Genomic DNA, 18,859 nt, shown 5'->3' on the forward strand with positions numbered 1-18,859 from the left:
CGCATGCATATCCTGATTATCGAAGACGATGGGGAAACACGCGAATTCCTCAGCCGAGGCCTCAAGGAAGTGGGGCATGCCGTGACCCTTGTGGAGGAAGGACGAGAGGGACTGTTCCAGGCAACGGACAGCAATTATGACGCGATCATCGTTGATCGCATGCTGCCAGGACTGGACGGTCTATCCCTGCTCAAGATGCTGCGCGCGACCGGCGACCTCACGCCCGTTCTCATGTTGACCGCAATTGGTCGAATAGCGGATCGGGTAGAGGGGCTCGAGGCAGGCGCCGACGACTATCTGGTCAAGCCCTTCGCCTTTTCCGAGCTCCTCGCCCGCTTGAATGCCCTTGGTCGACGGCAGGCACCGCAAGTCGAACAGTCCCGGCTGACCGTTGGCGACATCGATATCGACTTTCACAGGCGCACAGTGCATCGCGGAGGAAAGAAGGTCATTTTGCAACCGCGGGAATTCTCGCTGCTCGCCGAACTCATGCGCAATTCTCATCGCGTGGTTACCCGAACGATGCTGCTCGAACGCGTATGGGACTTCGACTTCGAGCCCAAGACCAATATCGTGGAGACCCATCTCAGTCGGCTTCGCTCGAAGCTGAATGCGGGCTTCGATGTCGATGCGATCGAGACGGTTCGCGGCGCGGGTTACATGATCAGGAGCAATTAATGCCCCGCCCATGGAAAACGACCTTTGGCCTTACGGCACTGGTTAGCCTGGCCTTCGTTCTGGCGACGCTTGTGATCGGGCTCTTGGCCTATGCGCTGACCCATGAGGCGATGGAGGTGCAACTGGACCATCGAACCGCCACCGAGACGAGCGCCTTGCTGGAGCGGGCGGGTGCTGGCGGAACCCCGGCACTGGCCGAACTCATTCATCAGCGCGATGCCGGGCACAGCACGGCAAGCCTCGGATATATTCTGGTCGATCCCCAAGGACGACGGCTGGCCGGCGCACTGGATGCGCAAATTCCGGCAAAGGCAGGATATTTCGAATTACTGCACTACGGGAAGGATGGCGCCATAGCCCAGGCACTCATCACCGATCTGCCCGACGGCAGCCGCCTTCTGGTGGCAGCAGATCGCACGGTGATTGACGAGATGGACATCACGATCCTGAAGCTGTTTTCGGCCTCATTTGCCGCCATGCTTCTTCTGGCTGTCGGGGGCGCCTGGACCGTTGGCGCTGTAACGCGCAGTCGATTGCGCCGATTCGACGATGCGGCCCAGGCCATTATCGGAGGAGACCTGACCCAGCGCATGCCGCTGGACGGATCTGACAACGAGTTCGACGGCGTCGCCAAGTCGCTCAATCATATGCTGGACCGCAATGCTGCCCTGGTCGAGAATCTTCGACAGGTGTCGAGCGATGTTGCGCATGACCTTCGAACGCCACTGACGCGCCTGAATAATCGTCTGGATGAAGCACTCGCCTTCAGCGGAGACAAGCGCACGCGCGCGATCGAGGCGGCAATAGCAGAATCCCATGAACTGCTCGAGGTCTTCTCGGCCATCCTTCGCATATCCGAAATCGAGGCGGGCACGCTCAAGCGAGATTTTCAGGAACTGGCGCTTGGAGATCTGGTCGAGGATGTGGTCGAAACCTATGCGCCCGATTTCGAGCTTTCAGGTCATGCGCTGCATTCCACCATCCATATGGGGCTTCGCATCCGGGGCGATGCCCGATTGCTGTCCCAACTCATCACCAACCTGCTGGATAATGCGCTGCGGCATACGCCGGCTGGCACGACGGTCGCGCTCAATCTGACTGCCAGCGAGGCTTTCGTTATTCTTGAAGTCTGCGATGATGGTCCCGGTGTTCCGGCAACCGAGCGTGATCGACTGTTCAGCCGTTTTACGCGGACCGAAGCCAGCCGCACCACCGACGGACATGGTCTGGGCCTGGCCCTTGTCTCTGCTGTCGCGCAAATCCATGGGGGCTGTGCGACCGTTCTGGACAAGCCCGGTTTTGCTGTAGAGGTTCGTCTCGCGCGATAAGTTACCGGAACATTGGGGGGCATATACAACATCCCAACCTTATCCCTGGGCCAGTTGCACGTCCCGACCGAAGCGCTAACCCCCCTCGCGAATGATAACTATTCGCATTAAATGAAGGGGATCTAACCTTGCAATATTCAGCGATTTTCCGATCGGCGCTGCTTGCGTCGACTGCGCCCGGCATCCTCCTTTCGCTGGTCTCCCCCTCACTCGCAATAGCCCAGGAGCAGGTTCTCGGGTCCGTAACGGTCACGGACACCGCGATCGATGATCGGGAAGCCGAAAGCTCCTACAAGGTCAGCCGCAGCATCAGCGCGACGCGCACGGATACGCCGCTGATCGATGTACCCCAGTCGGTCAATGTGGTGTCGGTCAAGCAGATCGAGGATCAGGCAGCCAACAGCATCGGTGACGCCATACGCTATGTCCCGGGCGTTTTCTCGGCCCAGGGCGAGGGTAATCGCGAAACGCTGGTGATCCGCGGCAATTCGACCACCGGCGACTTCTTCGTCGATGGCATGCGCGACGATATCCAGACCTATCGCGACCTCTATAACATCGAGAAGCTGGAAATCTTCAAAGGACCGAACGCGATGATCTTCGGCCGGGGCGGCGTAGGCGGCGTGGTCAATCGCGTTACCAAGGTTGCGGACTGGAATCTTCATCGTGCCTTCCGACTGGAAGGCGGAAGCTTCGAGCATAAGCGCGCCCAGTTTGATCTGGGCACGCCGATCAGCGATTTTGCAGCTGTCCGACTGACCGGTGTCTATCAGGACAGCGACAGCTATCGCGATGGCGTCAACTATAACCGCTGGGGCTTCAACCCGACCGGCTCATTCAAAATTGGTCCCGATACGACCATTTCGCTTGGATATGAGCATTTCGAGGATGAGCGCGTCGCCGATCGTGGCGTTCCCGCTCGGTTCGGCGCTTCGGCGACCAATATCGTTGGCCCGCTTCGCACGCCGCGCGGTCAGTTCTTCGGCGATCCGACCCAGAGCCCTACCGGTACGAATACCGACGCCGGTTCGCTGTTCATCGAACATAAGTTCAGCGACACGGTCTCGATCCGCAACCGCACCCGCTATGCCGACTATGACAAATATTATTCCAACGTCTTCCCCGGCGCGGTCAACGCAGCTGAAACGAGCGTGAGCATCTCGGCCTATCGTGCCACCACGCAACGCAAGAATTTCATCAACCAGACCGATTTCAATGCGATCTTCAATACCGGCTCCATTGAGCATACCCTGCTCGTGGGCGCTGAATATGGTCACCAAAAATCCGACAATATTCGGGAAGAAGGGCGTTTTGCAGGCAATGCAAGCTCGGTGACCGTGCCGATCTCGGCGTCTAATGTTCGTTTGCCCACCAGCTGGACCATGATTTCGAGCAGCACGAACAGCAACGGCGTGGCGGAGGTCGCGGCCGGCTATGTCCAGGACCAGATCGCCATCTCGCCCATGTTCGATATCGTCGTGGGCGTGCGCTACGAGCATTTCAAGACCACGCTGCACGATCGGCGCAGCCTCGCCTTCCGGACGAGCGGCAGCACCATATCTCCCGAATATTATGACGTGACCGACAATCTCTGGTCTCCGCGCGCCGGCCTCATCTTCAAGCCGGCCGAGAATGCCTCCATCTATGCAAGCTACTCGCGTACCTACCAGCCGCGTGGTGGCGACCAGTTGACCGGCCTTTCGCTTTCCAACGCCAGCCTGGCGCCGGAGAAGTTCCAGAACTACGAAATCGGTGCGAAGTGGGACATTCTCCCCACGTTCAACCTTGCCGCCGCCATCTATCAACTGGATCGCGACAATGTTCTGGCGCTGAGCGATCCCAATAATGCGGCCTCGCCGACGGTGCCGATCGGACGGCAGCGCACCAAGGGCATCGAACTCAGTGCTGCGGGCAGCATTACCAAGCAGCTCAGCATGGTCGGCGCCTACACCTATTCCGACGGCACCTTCCTCGACAATGTCTCGGGCACTGTCCAGGCAGGGAACATCCTGCCCAACATGCCCAAGCACAGCGCCTCGCTCTGGACCCGCTTCGATCCGATCGAACAGCTCGGCGCTGCGCTGGGCGTGATCTACCAGGGCAAGCGCTACGCCTCGACCGACAATTTCGTCGCGATGCCCGGCTATACGCGGCTCGATGGCGCCGTCTATTTCGACATCGCGCCAGAGCTGAGCCTGCAGGTGAATGTCGAGAATATCCTTGGCAAGCGTTACTATCTCTATGCCCATAGCAACAACAACATCACGCCAGGTTCACCGACTGCGGTGAAGGTCGGCCTCAGCGCGAAGTTCTGACCATGTCCAGCCGCTTCCTTCCTTTGAAGCGCTTCACAAGGGAGGAGCGGCTGGCAATTTGCCTTCTGCGTGGTGGCAGCAGTGCCAAAGTCGGAGAGGCCGCTATCCGGGCATTCGCAGCACTGGGTGAACACGCCACCGAGCGAGGCTTCGTGATAGCGACATTGTCCAGCCCATTTGTGAACCAGGATGAGATCCGGCTTCTTGGGGGCATAGCAGCATTCCAGCGCCAGATACCGCCGATGGACATCGGGCTGCCGGCGCACCTGCACGCATTGCTGGACGCGTGCGCAGCAGGCCTGACCCGGCGTGGCGGCAAACTTGATTTTCGTAATGTCGCCCGGTGCCCAGGTCTTCCTGAACAACGGGCAAAGAAGCGACAGGATCGTTCGATCCGGCTCATAAATCGCACATATGGCGCCCCCAAACAGGCAGTTGTCTTTGCGGTTTTGCGCGATCGTGACACGGCAACAATCGCCGATCTCGGCCGAATGGGCGTGTCTCGCTCGGTCGTCAGCAAGATGACCAAGCGTGGCTTGATCGAGAGGGTGGGCTACGGCGTTTATGCCTCGCCGGCCTCGAAGCGCCGAGGATAGTGCATATGTCGCGCCTAGAGGAACATGCGGCCGGACATTCGTCCGGCCTCACACATCAGTCTGAAGAGGTGACATAAGCAGGACCAAGTTCGTCCAGCGATTTCACGCCGACTTGCGCCATGGCGAGTTCGAACTCTGCCCGTATCATGTGAAGCATATGGGCAACGCCGGCCATGCCTGCCACCGCGAGGGCATGAAGTTGCGGCCTACCAATCATGACCGCGCTGGCACCAAGGCTAATCGCCTTGAGGACATCCGTGCCGGTACGCACACCGCTGTCGAGAAGGATCGGGCATTTTCCATCGATCGTACGCGCGATCGATGGAAGCGCTTTCATGGGCGTGATGAGACCGTCGGTGACGCGTCCGCCATGGTTCGACACGACAATGGCATCAACGCCATGATCAAGTGCCATGCGAGCGTCAGCAGGAGAAAGGATGCCTTTCAATATGATCGGCAAACTGGTCTGCTTGCGCAGCCACGCGATATCGTCCCAGGTTGGTGCGGCGTCGGCCAGCGCCGTTCCAAAGATGATCTGCCCGCCCGCAGCCGCGCTGTTCTGGACGCTGCGGGGCATTCCACGGAGATTGGCGGCCTCGACCCCTTCCGGCAGTGCGAATTCGGATCGCTTCATGGCCGCATCGATCGTTACCATGAGGACGCAATAGCCAGCAGCCTCGGCGCGTCGCACCAGTTCAAGCGAATGCCCACGATCAGCCTGGAAATAGAGCTGGAACCAGAGCCGCGGCGTCTGGTCACGCTCCATGGCCTGGCGCGCGGCATGCGCAGCCCAGGCAATGTCCTCGAGAGGAATGCTGGAAAGAGTGCTGACCTTCTGGGTATGTCGCTCAGATGGCAAAGCTCCGCATGGTGGGCGGCGACTTTATATTGGCAGCAGCCATGGCATGGCGGATCCTGGCAAAAGCTGTCGGTCACATCAATGACGCCAAATGTCTTGAGTTGGTCGGCACGAGCCCTATAGCAAGTCCTGCGCATCCTCGTCGGCAAGCGTTCTGCAGAAGGCCAATGTGGCCAAAGGAGAACGATCATGGAGATGCCTGAAACAGAACTCATCGCCACCAAGCGCCCGGTTTGGAATGCAGGAAGGACCGTGGGCGCCAAGCGGGCGCTGAAACCGAAGCAGATTTGGGAAATCCGTTTCTACCTCAATCAGCGCCGCCGCCTACGAGATCGGGCGCTGTTCGATCTGGCGATCGACAGCAAGCTTCGGGGCTGCGACCTCGTGCAGATCAAGATCGGCGACCTTGTAAGCGGCGGGCAGGTCCGAACGCGGGCAATCGTCATGCAGCAGAAAACAGGTCGGCCCGTTCAATTTGAGCTGCTGCCAGATGCTCGAGCGAGCTTGCTGGCATGGCTCGAACGCCGGGGCGGAACAGTGGACGATTATGTTTTCCCAAGCCGGGTTGATCACAATGGGCACCTGAGCACACGGCAGTATGCTCGGCTTGTCGACGAATGGGTGACAGGTGTCGGCTTGATGCGGAGCGAGTATGGCACGCACTCACTTCGCCGAACGAAGGCATCGATCATCTACAGGGCGACGGGCAACCTTCGCGCCGTTCAGATACTGCTCGGCCATAGCAAGATTGAGAACACGGTGCGCTATCTAGGGATCGACGTAGAGGACGCGCTTGCCCTTGCAGAAAACACGGAGATCTGAATCTGCTGGCGCCCGTGCCCAGGGCGTGCCGGGCACGGGCGCTGGGACATTCCCGACGTTCGCCTGTGACATGTTAAACGGCAGCCCTGATTACAAGCCGACGTTCCCGCACCTCCCGACGAACGGCCTCGGCATTATGCTCGGCTTGTAGATGAATGGTTGACAGGAGTTGGCCTGATGCGGAGCGAATACGGCACCCGCTCACTCCGCCGAGCGAAGGCATCGATCATATACAGGGCGACCGGCAATCTACGGGTTGTCCAGATCCTGCTCGGCCATAGCAAGATCGAGAATATGGTTAGCTATCTCGGGATCGACGTAGAAGACGCCCAAAAATACCGAAATTTGAGTGTTGGCCTCTCACCTATGGCGAGGGGCCATTTAGCGTAGCCACCAGCGGAGCATTCCGCCCACAAGCGCCAACGCGAAAACGCTAGCAGCCCAAATGCCGAAAAACCATCCAAGGCGACTCAGCCAGAGCGGCATCAATGATACCCCTCAATGCCAACCTTGCCCCGGAAAACCCAATAGGACCAGGCCGTATATGCCAGGATCACGGGCACCATGATCGAGGCTCCAACCAGCATGAACAACTGACTGCGGACGGGCGCTGCAGCTTCCCAGATCGTCACCCGCGCCGGAACGACATCGGGCCAGATCGAGACACCAAGGCCGACCAAGCATAGCCCGAACAGGGCCAACGCCCAGAAGAAAGGCTGCGCATCGCGCTTCAATCGGAGGCTACGATAAAACAGGAATGTTACGACGAGCGTGGCGAGCGGCACCTGCGCTGTCGCGACCACGCCCGGGAAACTCAGCCAGCGCTGAAAGTATTGCGTTTCGAGCCGCAGCGTTGCGAGGCTGATCACGCCGATCATGATGAGCAGGCCGATGCCAAGCCGCCCGGCATAGGTCACCGTCTGCCGTCGCAACCCGCCTTCAGTCTTCCAGTTGAGCCAACAAGCCCCGAGCAGGGCATAGCCGACTAGCAGCCCGACACCCGTCAGCAGACTGAACGGCGACAGCCATTCCCACCAACCCCCGGCATAGCTGCGCCCCTCGACCGTGATGCCCTGTAGCAGCGCGCCGAGCGCAATGCCTTGCGCGAAGGTGGCGACGACCGACCCTGTCGTGAACGCCTTGTCCCAGAAAGCACGGTGCGCCGGGTCGCGCCAGCGGAACTCGAATGCCACGCCGCGGAATACAAGGCCAAGCAGCATTGCGATCATCGGCGCGTAAAGCGCGGGAAGGATGATGGCATAGGCCAGCGGGAATGCGGCAAACAGGCCGCCCACGCCCATAACCAGCCAGGTTTCGTTTCCGTCCCAGACCGGAGCGATGCTGTTCATCGCGGTGTCCCGATCCTGCCCGACCTTGAAGAACGGAAACAGGATGCCGATGCCGAGATCGAAGCCGTCCATCACGACATAGGCGATGATAGCAAAGCCGATGATACAGGCCCAGATGACGGTGAGATCGATCATGACGAAGCTCCCTCGATGATAGCCGGCGCCGGGGTGATCCCCGCACTGCGAATGGGCGCATCACTGGGCGGCGGTTCATGTGCTTCAGGCGGCTTCTTCATGAGTTGAAGCAGATACCAGATGCCCATCCCGAAGACGGCGAAATAGACGACCACGAAGGCCAGCAGCGACGAGGCGACCGCAGGAGCATCCAGCGGTGAAGCGCTTTGGGCGGTCCTCAGCAGACCATAGATTGTGAAGGGTTGCCGTCCGACTTCCGTCACGATCCAGCCGGACAGCACTGCGATCAGTCCCGACGGCCCCATCAGCACAGCGAAGCGATGCAGCAGCGGCCAGTCGTAGAGCGCCTTGCGCCAGCGCGCGATGAGGCTCAGGATCCCGATCCCGAGCATCGCGAAACCGATCCCGACCATTACGCGAAAGGCCCAGAAGACGATACCGACGGGAGGACGATCAGCTGGTGGCACGGTGTCCAGGCCACTCAAGGGCGCATCGAGTTCGTGTTTGAGAATCAGCGACGACGCCTTGGGTATCTCGATGGCATAATACACCCGCTGTTCAGCGCTGTTGGGGATGCCGAACAGGATCAAAGGCGCACCGTGCGGGTGGCTCTGAAAATGGCCTTCCATCGCCATCACCTTCACCGGCTGGTGCTTGAGAGTATTGAGCCCGTGCATGTCGCCGGCGAAGATCTGGATCGGAGCAACGAGCGCCGCCATCCACATCGCCATAGAGAACATCTTGCGTGCGCCGGGATTGGTGCGGTCCTTTAAGAGATGCCATCCTCCGACGGCACCCACGATAAAAGCGGTCGTCAGATAGGCGGCAAGGACCGTGTGAAAGAGCCGATAGGGGAAGCTGGGATTGAAGATGATTGTCAGCCAGCTTGGCCCCGGCAGGAACTGGCCGTTGGCGCCGACCTCATAGCCAACGGGCGTTTGCATCCAGCTGTTGACCGACAGGATCCAGAATGCGGAAATAAAAGTCCCCAGCGCGACTGCAAGCGTCGCGACGAAGTGCAGCTTGCGCCCAACCTTGTTGATCCCGAACAACATGACCCCGAGGAATCCGGCTTCTAAGAAGAAGGCGGTCAGCACCTCATAGGCCATCAGCGGTCCGATGACAGGTCCCGCCTTGTCCGAGAACACTGACCAGTTGGTGCCGAACTGGTAGGACATGACAATGCCCGAGACGACGCCCATCGCGAACACGACGGCGAAGATCTTCAGCCAGTAGCGAAACAGGTTCGCATAGACGCCCTTGCCGGTCTTCAGCCACAGAGCTTCGAGCACGGCCAGATAGCTTGCCAGCCCGATGGAAAAGGCCGGGAAGAGGAAGTGAAAGCTCACCGTGAAGGCGAATTGCGCCCTTGCGAGAATGATGGCGTCCATGAATATCCCCGTTCAGCTGGCGAGTTCGGACCAGCTCTTGAATAGCATGTAGATGGCAACGACGAGCACGAAGACTGCGAAGAGGCTGTTCAACCGGCCCTTTTCGGCGGCCAGTACCTGCGATGCACGCGTGCCGATGACGCTCCCGACAATGCCGCCCACGATGAACACGCCGGCCAGACCCCAAAGGACGTAGCCCGAAAGCGCATAGTTGAGCGCTGTCGTCAGACCGAAGGCCGCGACCGCGACGAGCGAGGTGCCGATCGCGCGCAGGATGGGCATGTGGGTCGAGGCGATCAGCCCCGGCACAATGAGGAAACCGCCGCCGATCCCGAAGAAGCCGGAAAAGGCGCCGGTCCCGAGACCATAGCTGACAACCTTGCCGACATTCTCCCGATTGCATTGCGCGCCCTCGACGCCCTGGTCGCCGCGACCGCGAAACATCAAGACTGCCACAACGATCATCAGGATCGCGAACAGGAACAGCAGCTTGTGCCCATCGATGCTCTTGCCAAGCGTTGAACCGCCGAGCGCACCGACGACGCCGGCAGCAGCATAGATCCCCCCGCACCGCCAGTTCACGGTGCGGGCATGGGCATGGTTCCAGAGGCCAGTAAGCGCATTGGCCGCGACGGCCAATGCACTGGTGCCGATCGCCTCATGCGGATTGCGGACGCCTACGAGATAGAGCAGCAGCGGCACGGCGAGGATCGACCCGCCGCCCCCGACAAGCCCGAGGACAAAGCCCACCAGCGCGCCTGACAGTCCGCCGAGGGCATATTGAAGCGGCTCAAGCATGGCTCAGTGCGCCGCTTCGATCGCGTGCGGCGCGACCATCCATTCCCGGCCCTTGAGCATGCCATGCCAGTAAACCGGCGGCAGGATGGTGTCCTTGAGGAGCCAGGACAGGCGCGAGGGCCGCGTTCCGTCGATCAGCCAATTGGGAAAGCTGGGCAGCAATTTGCCGCCATAGCCGAACTCGGCGAGCACGATCTTGCCAGCCTCGACCGTTAGCGGACAGGAGCCATAGCCGTCATAGTCAGCGGTCGGCGGCTTGCCCTCGAGCACGGCAAGTACATTGACCGCGACAACCGGCGCCTGCTTGCGCGCCGCAGCGGCGGTCTTGGCATTCGAGGCGGAGCAGGCGTCGCCCAATGCAAATACATTAGGATAGCGCACATGTCGAAGCGTCGCCTCGTTGACTTCGATGAAGCCGGAGGCTGCTGCGAGGGAACTGGTGCGCACGAAATCCGGCGCGACCTGTGGCGGCACGACGTGAATCATGTCGAAGCGCTCTTCGACGCGTCCGGTGCCGTCGCTATCCTTGCGTTCGAAAGTCGCCACTTTTGCGGCGCCATCGATCGCGACGAGCTTCGATTCGAAGTTGAGGTGCGCGCCATAGCGCTCGACATATTCCATCAGTGCCGGGACATAGGCGGCAACGCCGAACAGCACCGCGCCGGCGGTGTGGAACTGGACGTCGATGTCTTTCAGGACGCCTGCCTTTTCCCAGCGATGACAGGAAAGGTACATCGCTTTTTGCGGCGCGCCGGCACACTTGATCGGCATTGCGGGCTGGGTGAACAGCGCCCGTCCGCCCTTGAATTGCTTCACCAGTCTGTTGGTGTAGGGCGCAAGATCATAGCCATAGTTGGACGTCACGCCGTTCTTGCCGATCGTATCGGCCAAGCCCGGAATAGCGTTCCAATCCAATTTGATACCCGGACAGGCAACGAGAACACGGTAGCGGACTTCGCCGCCATCACTGAGGATCACCTTGTTTTCGTCGGGGGCAAAATCCGAGGCTGCTGCGCGGATCCAGTTCACTCGGCTCGGCATGACCTGCGCTTCAGTGCGTCGTGTGAACTCTCTCTCGAAGACACCGGCGCCGACCATAGTCCAACCGGGCTGATAATAATGCTCCTCAGATGGCTCGATAACTGCAATATCGAGCTTCGGATTGCGCTTTAGAAGGCTTGCTGCCGTCGCAATCCCCGCTGCACCGCCGCCGACAATCACGACATCGTGAATATGGACTACAGGGGCCGATTGGCTCCGAGAGGAGGAGAGGTCATACAACTTCGTCGACCTCGCGCCGGAGCGGCAAAAGGCGAGAATCGGCCTAGGAAGGCGCGCTAGCGCACTTGCCATGGCCTCAACATTCGCATCGGTAATCGCCCCCGAGACTGCGGGCGCATGCGCGAACTCTAAGCCCAGTCGTTCGGCAGCTTCACGAAGCTCCGTAGCGGCAATCTGACCCTTCTCCTCGTTATCAGGTCGATTGCAGATGATCGCCTTGTAACCTTGGGCGGCGATTGCCGGAAGGTCGGCGAGATCAATCTGCGGGGAGATTGCAAAGTCCCGATTGAGCGGCTTGATGTCCATGGCTTCTCCTCGATCCCGCTCTGAAGCGGGCCTCTTTTCATTTTGTAATGATGCGGTGCGCGGTCATGCCGGCGAGCATGGCGGCGACGAAAATTCCGGCTTCAATTGGTGCGATGGCAAGGTCGGCGAGTGCAGGGCCGGGACATAGTCCCCCGATCGCCCAACCGATCCCGAACAATGACGCTCCGCCAAGCAACTTGGCATCCAGCAAGCTTGTACCGGGCAAGTCGAACGCCTCGCAGACGATCGGTCGCGGCATCCGCTTCTGGACCAACCAGGCGATCGCCATCGGCACCATCGCACCGACCATCACGAAGGCAAGCGTGGGATCCCAGGCCCCGAACAGATCGAGGAAGGCGCGCACCCGCGCGGGGTCAGCCATGCCGGATATGGTGAGCCCAGCTCCGAACAAGGTGCCCGCTAGCAACGAGATGGCAGGGACCTTCACTTCCCAGTGCCGCAGGTTGAAAGGCCGAGCGGGCGGTAGAGCGGACAGAAGCTGACCGCGCTTGTCAGAAGGAATATAACTGCGACGATCGCCAAGCCGACACCGAGGTCCCCGCTGATCGTTCCGGTCCACCAGAGATAACCGATCGCCAAGGCTGCGATGGTGCGCAGCATCCGATCGACCGTTCCCATATTCCTCTTCATGTCCGGTGTCCTCCGACTATCCGTTGATGAAACCGAAAGCGCGCATCAGCCCAACGGTGGCGAAGCCGCTGACCATGAAGGTCAGCGTTGCGACCATCGACCGGCGCGAAAGTCGGGAGAGACCGCAGACCCCGTGACCGCTCGTGCAGCCTGAACCAAGGCGCGTGCCGAAACCTACGAGCAGTCCGGCAATGACCAGTTGCAGGACTGATCCTGTAAAAAGCGGTCTGATACTGCTGGAAGACAGTATGACGAGGAGCGCACCAAGCGGCAGTCCGGCGATGAACGCGAGCGCTATGGCGCGCGGTGTGCCCGTATCGGAAATTCCCGACGCGCGGGCCAACATACCGCTTACACCAGCGATGCGACCAAGTCCGAGCAGCATGATCGCTGCCGCAAGCCCGATCAGCAGGCCGCCAACCAACCCCGCGACGGGGGTGGCATTGGGGAAGCCGGGCAGCATCATACTGCGTTGACCGGAATCTTGAGGTACGTGACGCCATTGTCCTCGGCAGGCGGGAAATGACCGGCGCGCATGTTCACCTGGACAGAAGGCAGAATGAGGCGCGGCATCGCGAGCGTCTTGTCGCGGGCCTCGCGCATCGCGACAAATTCGTCTTCGCTTACCCCGTCATGGATATGGACGTTGGCTTGGCGCTCGGCCTCTACGGTCGTTTCCCAGACATAGTCCTTGCGCCCTTCCGGAAGATAATCGTGGCACATGAACAGCCGCGTTTCCGGCGGGAGCGACAGAAGCCGCATCGCAGATTGATAGAGGGTTCGGGCATCGCCACCGGGAAAATCAGCACGTGCCGTGCCGTAGTCGGGCATGAACATGGTATCGCCGACAAAGACGGCGTCGCCGATCACATAGGCGATACAGGCCGGCGTGTGCCCCGGCACATGCAGCACGGTTACATCAAGATTGCCGATCCGGAAGTGATCACCGTCTTTCCACAAATGATCGAAGTCGGAACCGTTGCGCTCGAAATCGGTGCCCGCGTTGAAAAGCTTACCAAATGCCTGCTGCACCGTGATGATTTGCTCGCCGATGGCGATTTGCCCGCCCAACTTCTCCTTCAGATATGGCGCAGCTGACAGGTGATCCGCGTGAGCGTGCGTCTCCAGGTGCCAGTCGATAGCAAGCCCCTTCTCCTCGACAAAAGCGACAAGCGCGTTTGCCGAGGAGAAGGAGGTGCGACCCGAGGCGGGGTCATAGTCCAGCACGCTGTCGATGATCGCAGCGTGGCGGCTCTCGGGATCATGAACAACATAGGTCACCGTGAAGGTCGGCTCGTCAAAGAACGCCTTGATCTGGGGGGTGTCCGTTTGAGCGGCTGAGATCTGCGATGAGGCGGCTGCAAGAGCGGAGTCGGCCACGGAAAACCTCACAAATTCACATTTACATATATCGTGTAATCGAATAATCTTGTTGCGTCAAGAGGGAGGAGCGTCGAAGGAGACGTCATGGAAATGGCCCAAAGAATTGAATCTCGCTCACCGCGCATTGGAGAGCCCGCGCCAGACTTTCGCGCCCGTTCGACCGGGGGCGAAATTCAGCTTTCAAAGTTGCGTGGACGATGGGTGATCTTTTTTTCCCATCCCGCTGACTTCACGCCAGTTTGCAGCACCGAATTCGCTGAACTCGCCCGTCGGCAGTCGGAATTTGATGCCCTTGAAACGTCGCTGTTGGGACTGTCAGTCGACAGCCTTTACTCGCACATGGCGTGGGTCAGAGCGATCCGAGAGACGCTCGGAGCGGATGTCCGCTTCCCGATAATCGAGGATCCGAGCATGGCGATTGGGCATGCCTATGGCATGGTTGACGAGCAATCTGCTGACAGCATGGCTATGCGTTCGACATTCTTCATCGATCCCGAAGGGGTCATAAGGGCGATCACATGCTACCCCCATAATGTTGGGCGATCGGTCGATGAGATGCTGCGGTTGCTTAAAGCACTGCAAGTGGTGGGCAGTGCCCAGAAACTTGCGCCTGAAGGATGGCGGGAAGGACAGCCTTTGCTCTGCCCACCATCTGACATCGCAGAAGATCGCCAGGACTGGTTTTGCCGCTTTGCGGACGCGCTATGAACGAGGCATTTTACGAGGACCGCGAAGCTGCGACCGTCGCGTCCGAAAAGCTCAAGGTCTTTGCGCAACCACAGCGCCTCATGATCCTCTCTTGCCTGTTACGCGGGGAGCGCAACGTATCGGAGATCGGCGAAGCGACAGACATTGTCCAACCAGCACTCAGCCAGCAGCTAGGGGAGTTACGCCGGGCCAATCTCGTTCAAACGAGAAAGGAGGCCAAACTCGTTTGGTACGCGCTTGCTGACGAGGGGGTCGCTTTGTGCGTCCGAACAATGGAAGCGATTTTCGGAGGCCTGGGTAAGGTCGAAGAAATCCGGCCGTCTGCCAAACCGGAGCGTCGTCCATCATTACCTGAAGGGGTGGCCGGATTTGCTCAAGTGCTTGATTAAGATATTTACGCGCTGTTTGCCTCGTTTGGCTTTGTAGCGAGTGCTGCGGTGGTCGCTGCAAGCGACACGCTCTTAACGTCGTAGAAGAAGTTTCATGTGCGCAGCTTTTGGGCCTTTGTCCTAAATTGCTTTCCCGACCAAGCTGCCAATGCCAGCGGTCAAACCCATGGCCAACGCCCCCCAGAACACCACACGACCGACAGGTTTGAGCGGGTTTGCACCGCCAGCGGCAGCTCCCACCCATCCCAGGAGCGCCAGGAACAGGAGCGATCCCAGCGCTTCGCCTGTTACGGTGAGCGACGCCGGCAGCAAAGCCGCAAGGATGAGAGGCAGCAGGGCTCCGGCCGTGAACGTCGAGGCAGACGTCAATGCCGCTGTGATCGGGCGTGCGGCAGTCATCTCGGTGATGTGGAGTTCTTCGCGAGCATGAGCACCCAGTGCATCATGCTCCATGAGTTGTTTCGCAACCTCATGCGAGGTCTTTTCGTCGACCCCTCGCTGAACATAGAAACCAGCCAACTCTGCCAATTCCGCATCGGGATTGTCAGCGATTTCCTGCTGCTCCCGGCGCAAGTCCGCCGCTTCGGTGTCAGACTGAGAGCTTACCGACACATATTCGCCCGCCGCCATCGACATCGCGCCGGCCACCAGACCCGCTATACCAGATATCAACATGGAAGAACGGGAGGCACCGGACGCAGCGACGCCGATCATCAGGCTAGCCGTGGATACGATGCCGTCGTTGGCGCCTAGCACCGCGGCACGAAGCCATCCGATACGAGAGACGAGATGGGTTTCCCGGTGGCTGCGCATCGTAATCCCCTTTGAAGCCAAGCCATTTCTTTGACCCGCATTATAGCCTGTTCGCTATCTCGTGCCAGTCCGGCAAGCTCGATCCGCACAAATTTGGAGGCGCGACGCCGTATCGGATCACAAGCGTCAGAAGAAATTCATATGGTCAGGACGATGTCAGATCGGTTCGGTAATATGCCGGGTAAAACCATCGCCGGATGAGAGCATGCGCATTCTGATCATTGAAGACAATCGCCACCTGGCAGATCTGACGGCGGAGGGCCTTACGCGTCGGAAATTCGTATGCGATTGTGCCTATTCGGCAGCGGAGGCGGATCTGGCTCTTGGGTCGGCTCAGTATGATGCACTCATCCTCGATCTGGGCTTGCCCGATGGTGACGGCGTACATTGGATCAAGAAGAGGCGTGACGCGGGCCTTGCGGTGCCGGTCCTGATGCTGACAGCCCGCAGTTCGCTCCAGCAGCGGGTCGATGGACTGGACGGCGGCGCTGACGACTATGTCGTCAAACCGGTAGAGGCGGATGAGCTGGCAGCGAGGATTCGGGCACTACTTCGCCGTCCGGGAGCTCGGGCAGCGCCCGTGTTGGAGGTGGGCAGCCTATCCTATGACACGAGCGCTCATCGCGCGCGGTATCAGGGTAAGGCCATCGATCTGTCACCTCGCGAGACCAGCCTGCTTGAGTTACTCATGCGGGAGGCTGGTGCAGTCGTTCGTCGATCTCGTATCGAAAATGCACTGTATAGTTTTCGAGACGAGATATCCCCTAATGCAGTGGATGCCGCAATCTCGCGGCTGCGTCGTCGACTTGAGGAATGCGGAGCTCGCAACATGCTCCATACGATCAAGGGGCTAGGCTACTTGCTAGAAGACCGGGAACCGTGCTGAAGCGACTTTCGGTTGGCCATCGGCTCATCGGTGGCCTGCTGCTGGTTGGCGCCATCGGTACGGTGTCGCTGATCTACGCTGTCCTCTCGGAATATGGCATACCGTTTAGCGCCTTGCTCGATCCGACCATGCGCGACGCGGCATCGACGGAACTGTTCGATCATGTTCTCATCCCACTGGTGGTGCTGATCCTGCCAATGGGCCTTGCAACCACATGGGTCATCAGAACGGCGTTCGAGCCCCTGAGCAAAGCGGCGCGTCATATCGAAACCGCACCGACCGAACGCGGGATGCAGATCGATGAAGCCGATATGCCTGCTGAAGCGAAACCGTTCGTGCGATCCATCAACAACCTGCTTCACCGACTCGACACCTCAGCTCAGCAACAGGCGGATTTTGCGTCTGACGTCGCCCACGAATTGCGGACGCCGTTGGCCATTTTGTCTCTAGAGCTTGATCGACGCGAGGGATCGGATGGAGATCCTCTGAAGGCGCAGGTCAGCGCCATGCGCCGTCTTGTGGATCAGCTCCTGCTACTGGCGCAGATCGACGCGGACGCCACCATGCCCATGACGCCTGAGCCACTCGATCTCGAGACATTGGCTGAAGACAGTGTCTCGTCCCTGGCAGCGACCGTCATCGCGCAAGGACGCGAGATCGCGATAGAGTCCGAAGGCCAGGTGCCAAAGATATACGGCCACAGGGAAGCGATCGGGGCGGGAATCCGAAACCTTATTGAAAATGCCGTCCGCGCGACGCCCATGGGTGGCACCGTGACGATCATATCCGGGCCCGGAGCGATCATCAGGGTGCGCGACCAAGGCGCCGGCCTCAGCGAAGAGAAGCTGGCGCAACTCATCCGCCGCCATCAGCGAGCAGACCATGCCAGCCCCCATGGCGCGGGTCTCGGCCTCTCCATAACCCATCGGATTATGAGCGCACATAACGGTCATATTCGAACGAGCGAGACCTTGAGAGAACTCATCCTGGATTTCCGCCTGCAGTAATTTCCCATCGTCAAGACGCCGTCAGGTTGAACCCGATATCGCGGCGAAATGGAAAACGGACGCAAATATCTGGTGGGCGGCGCCATTGTAGCCGTCGCAGTCGCGGGCTTGGGCTGGACTATGTTTCCTCGCTCGGAAACCGTCTCGGCGGGAACGCAGGTCAAGACCGAGAAAGCTGCCGGCATGCTTGCCGTGCTGCCGGACAGGGCGAGATTGCTCGGCATCAAGGCCTCTCCGGCATTGCCTGCATCAGAAGCGCCGATCGCCGATCTCCCCGCCACGATCAGTCCGCCCGCTAATGCGCGTGTGGCGGTGACCGCGACACTTCCGGGTGTGGTGATGCGCACCATGGTCGTGGAAGGCGACAGCGTACGGGCCGGGCAACCACTGGCCGTGGTTTCGAGCCGCGACATTCTGACGCTGGGCGCCGATCTCGCGCGTGCAAATGCACGGTTGGGCGTCGCGCAGACGAGTGCAGCCAGGCTCTCCCAGCTGGACAAGGAAGGGGTGATAGCCGGAGCGCGAGCCGACGAAGCCCGCGCAGTGGCCATGGAGGCGCGTGCGGACGTTCGCGAGAAAAGCCGCATTCTCAGCCTTGTCGGCGGGCATGGGAGCAGCGGCACCTACACGCTGACAGCTCCGATCGCGGGCAGAATCACGCGTGCCAAGATCCAGACAGGCGACCCGTTGGACGGGACGACTGCTCCCTATGTGATCGATGCGAATGGCCGTTACGAAGTCGTCGCCCAGGTTCCCGAGCGGCTTGTTGGACAGATCAGACCCGGCATGACGGTCAAACTCGGCGCGCTTTCTGGCACCGTCACATCTGTCGGCAGCACCATCGACGCGATGACGCGATCTGCCTCGCTGAAGGCGAGCCTTCCCGCTGCTCCAGGGGTCATTGCAGGCGCCACCGGCAATGTCACGATATTCGGGCCTGCACCGAAAGGCGCAGTCGTCCTGCCTGCCGCGGCCGTAGTAGATACAGACGGCAAGTCGGTGGTCTTCGTCGCGGTCCGGGGCGGTTATGTTCAGCGCGAGGTGACAAAGGGCGGCGCGGTGGATGGCCAAGTCCTCCTCCTGACCGGCGTCAGCATCGGTGAGAACGTCGTCACTACGGGCACAAGCGCGCTCAAAGCGCTCGCCATCTCGAAATAGGTCGGG

At 60.0% G+C, this 18,859-nt stretch carries 21 protein-coding genes and 1 pseudogene; 11 read left to right on the plus strand and 11 right to left on the minus strand.

Annotation, left to right across the window (positions count from 1 at the left end):
* The first annotated feature begins 3 nt into the window (after positions 1-3).
* The 4 genes from A8G00_RS08060 to A8G00_RS08075 all read left to right on the plus strand — a co-directional run bounded on the left by A8G00_RS08060 (position 4) and on the right by A8G00_RS08075 (position 4,917).
* Positions 4-678 carry a response regulator transcription factor gene (locus A8G00_RS08060; protein WP_010338372.1) on the plus strand — a complete coding sequence of 225 codons (675 nt, stop codon included), beginning with the start codon at positions 4-6 and terminating at the stop codon, positions 676-678.
* Positions 678-2,006: a HAMP domain-containing sensor histidine kinase gene (locus tag A8G00_RS08065; protein ID WP_010338374.1), complete on the plus strand. Its 1,329-nt coding sequence runs from the start codon at positions 678-680 to the stop codon at positions 2,004-2,006. Before A8G00_RS08060 ends, A8G00_RS08065 begins: the two co-directional genes overlap by 1 nt.
* A gap of 128 nt (positions 2,007-2,134) precedes the next feature.
* Positions 2,135-4,321, plus strand: coding sequence for a TonB-dependent siderophore receptor (locus A8G00_RS08070; protein WP_037509342.1), 2,187 nt, complete (start codon positions 2,135-2,137; stop codon positions 4,319-4,321).
* 2 nt (positions 4,322-4,323) lie between these two features.
* A complete protein-coding gene (locus tag A8G00_RS08075; RefSeq protein WP_037509343.1) occupies positions 4,324-4,917 on the plus strand; it encodes a type IV toxin-antitoxin system AbiEi family antitoxin domain-containing protein in 594 nt (197 codons plus the stop codon).
* A 55-nt stretch (positions 4,918-4,972) separates the two neighbouring features.
* On the opposite strand, the gene A8G00_RS08080 is transcribed toward A8G00_RS08075, so the two are convergent.
* The gene (locus tag A8G00_RS08080) at positions 4,973-5,776 is read right to left on the minus strand and encodes an alpha-hydroxy acid oxidase (protein ID WP_080572848.1); all 804 of its coding nucleotides are present in this window, start codon (positions 5,774-5,776) and stop codon (positions 4,973-4,975) included.
* A gap of 189 nt (positions 5,777-5,965) precedes the next feature.
* On the opposite strand from A8G00_RS08080, the gene A8G00_RS08085 reads away from it, so the two are divergent.
* Together A8G00_RS08085 and A8G00_RS25570 are read left to right on the plus strand one after the other, a co-directional pair.
* Entirely contained in the window at positions 5,966-6,598 is a 633-nt protein-coding gene (locus tag A8G00_RS08085; RefSeq protein WP_010338379.1) for a tyrosine-type recombinase/integrase, read from the plus strand.
* A 135-nt stretch (positions 6,599-6,733) separates the two neighbouring features.
* Positions 6,734-6,988 (plus strand): annotated as a pseudogene (locus A8G00_RS25570) (hypothetical protein); the annotation flags it as partial.
* On the opposite strand, the gene A8G00_RS08095 reads toward A8G00_RS25570, so the two are convergent.
* The 9 genes from A8G00_RS08095 to A8G00_RS08135 are packed head-to-tail and all read right to left on the minus strand — an operon-like array spanning position 6,980 to position 13,889.
* Positions 6,980-7,084, minus strand: a complete 105-nt coding sequence (locus A8G00_RS08095) for a DUF2474 family protein (RefSeq protein ID WP_080572849.1) — start codon at positions 7,082-7,084, stop codon at positions 6,980-6,982. The pseudogene A8G00_RS25570 and the gene A8G00_RS08095 overlap by 9 nt on opposite strands.
* Entirely contained in the window at positions 7,084-8,082 is a 999-nt protein-coding gene (gene cydB / locus A8G00_RS08100; protein WP_010338381.1) for a cytochrome d ubiquinol oxidase subunit II, read from the minus strand. Before cydB ends, A8G00_RS08095 begins: the two co-directional genes overlap by 1 nt.
* Complete coding sequence (locus A8G00_RS08105) at positions 8,079-9,473, minus strand: cytochrome ubiquinol oxidase subunit I (RefSeq protein WP_010338382.1); 1,395 nt, start codon at positions 9,471-9,473, stop codon at positions 8,079-8,081. Before A8G00_RS08105 ends, cydB begins: the two co-directional genes overlap by 4 nt.
* 12 nt (positions 9,474-9,485) lie before the next feature.
* The gene (locus A8G00_RS08110) at positions 9,486-10,271 is read right to left on the minus strand and encodes a sulfite exporter TauE/SafE family protein (protein WP_010338383.1); all 786 of its coding nucleotides are present in this window, start codon (positions 10,269-10,271) and stop codon (positions 9,486-9,488) included.
* A 3-nt stretch (positions 10,272-10,274) separates the two neighbouring features.
* Positions 10,275-11,858 carry a bifunctional protein tyrosine phosphatase family protein/NAD(P)/FAD-dependent oxidoreductase gene (locus A8G00_RS08115; protein ID WP_029547838.1) on the minus strand — a complete coding sequence of 528 codons (1,584 nt, stop codon included), beginning with the start codon at positions 11,856-11,858 and terminating at the stop codon, positions 10,275-10,277.
* Between the two features lie 37 nt (positions 11,859-11,895).
* Positions 11,896-12,306: a DUF6691 family protein gene (locus tag A8G00_RS08120; RefSeq protein ID WP_010338385.1), complete on the minus strand. Its 411-nt coding sequence runs from the start codon at positions 12,304-12,306 to the stop codon at positions 11,896-11,898.
* A complete protein-coding gene (locus A8G00_RS08125; RefSeq protein WP_010338386.1) occupies positions 12,303-12,509 on the minus strand; it encodes a DUF2892 domain-containing protein in 207 nt (68 codons plus the stop codon). Before A8G00_RS08125 ends, A8G00_RS08120 begins: the two co-directional genes overlap by 4 nt.
* A gap of 16 nt (positions 12,510-12,525) precedes the next feature.
* A complete protein-coding gene (locus A8G00_RS08130; protein WP_010338387.1) occupies positions 12,526-12,975 on the minus strand; it encodes a YeeE/YedE family protein in 450 nt (149 codons plus the stop codon).
* A complete protein-coding gene (locus A8G00_RS08135; RefSeq protein WP_010338389.1) occupies positions 12,972-13,889 on the minus strand; it encodes an MBL fold metallo-hydrolase in 918 nt (305 codons plus the stop codon). The genes A8G00_RS08130 and A8G00_RS08135 overlap by 4 nt, the downstream gene beginning before the upstream one ends.
* A gap of 87 nt (positions 13,890-13,976) precedes the next feature.
* Here A8G00_RS08135 and A8G00_RS08140 point away from each other — a divergent pair, with 87 nt between their 5' ends.
* The gene (locus A8G00_RS08140) at positions 13,977-14,600 is read left to right on the plus strand and encodes a peroxiredoxin (protein WP_010338390.1); all 624 of its coding nucleotides are present in this window, start codon (positions 13,977-13,979) and stop codon (positions 14,598-14,600) included.
* Complete coding sequence (locus A8G00_RS08145; RefSeq protein WP_010338391.1) at positions 14,597-14,989, plus strand: metalloregulator ArsR/SmtB family transcription factor; 393 nt, start codon at positions 14,597-14,599, stop codon at positions 14,987-14,989. The genes A8G00_RS08140 and A8G00_RS08145 overlap by 4 nt, the downstream gene beginning before the upstream one ends.
* Positions 14,990-15,109: 120 nt before the next feature.
* Here the strand turns inward: A8G00_RS08145 and A8G00_RS08150 are convergent, their stop codons facing one another.
* Complete coding sequence (locus A8G00_RS08150) at positions 15,110-15,802, minus strand: VIT family protein (protein ID WP_010338392.1); 693 nt, start codon at positions 15,800-15,802, stop codon at positions 15,110-15,112.
* A 205-nt stretch (positions 15,803-16,007) separates the two neighbouring features.
* Between A8G00_RS08150 and A8G00_RS08155 the strand changes: the two genes are divergently transcribed.
* The 3 genes from A8G00_RS08155 to A8G00_RS08165 are packed head-to-tail and all read left to right on the plus strand — an operon-like array spanning position 16,008 to position 18,853.
* Complete coding sequence (locus A8G00_RS08155) at positions 16,008-16,688, plus strand: response regulator transcription factor (RefSeq protein WP_010338393.1); 681 nt, start codon at positions 16,008-16,010, stop codon at positions 16,686-16,688.
* Complete coding sequence (locus tag A8G00_RS08160; RefSeq protein WP_010338394.1) at positions 16,682-17,695, plus strand: HAMP domain-containing sensor histidine kinase; 1,014 nt, start codon at positions 16,682-16,684, stop codon at positions 17,693-17,695. Before A8G00_RS08155 ends, A8G00_RS08160 begins: the two co-directional genes overlap by 7 nt.
* A gap of 48 nt (positions 17,696-17,743) precedes the next feature.
* The gene (locus tag A8G00_RS08165) at positions 17,744-18,853 is read left to right on the plus strand and encodes an efflux RND transporter periplasmic adaptor subunit (protein ID WP_010338395.1); all 1,110 of its coding nucleotides are present in this window, start codon (positions 17,744-17,746) and stop codon (positions 18,851-18,853) included.
* The last annotated feature ends 6 nt before the right edge of the window (positions 18,854-18,859 follow it).

This window comes from Sphingobium sp. SA916, from assembly GCF_002894065.1.
GTDB classification, from domain to species: domain Bacteria; phylum Pseudomonadota; class Alphaproteobacteria; order Sphingomonadales; family Sphingomonadaceae; genus Sphingobium; species Sphingobium fuliginis.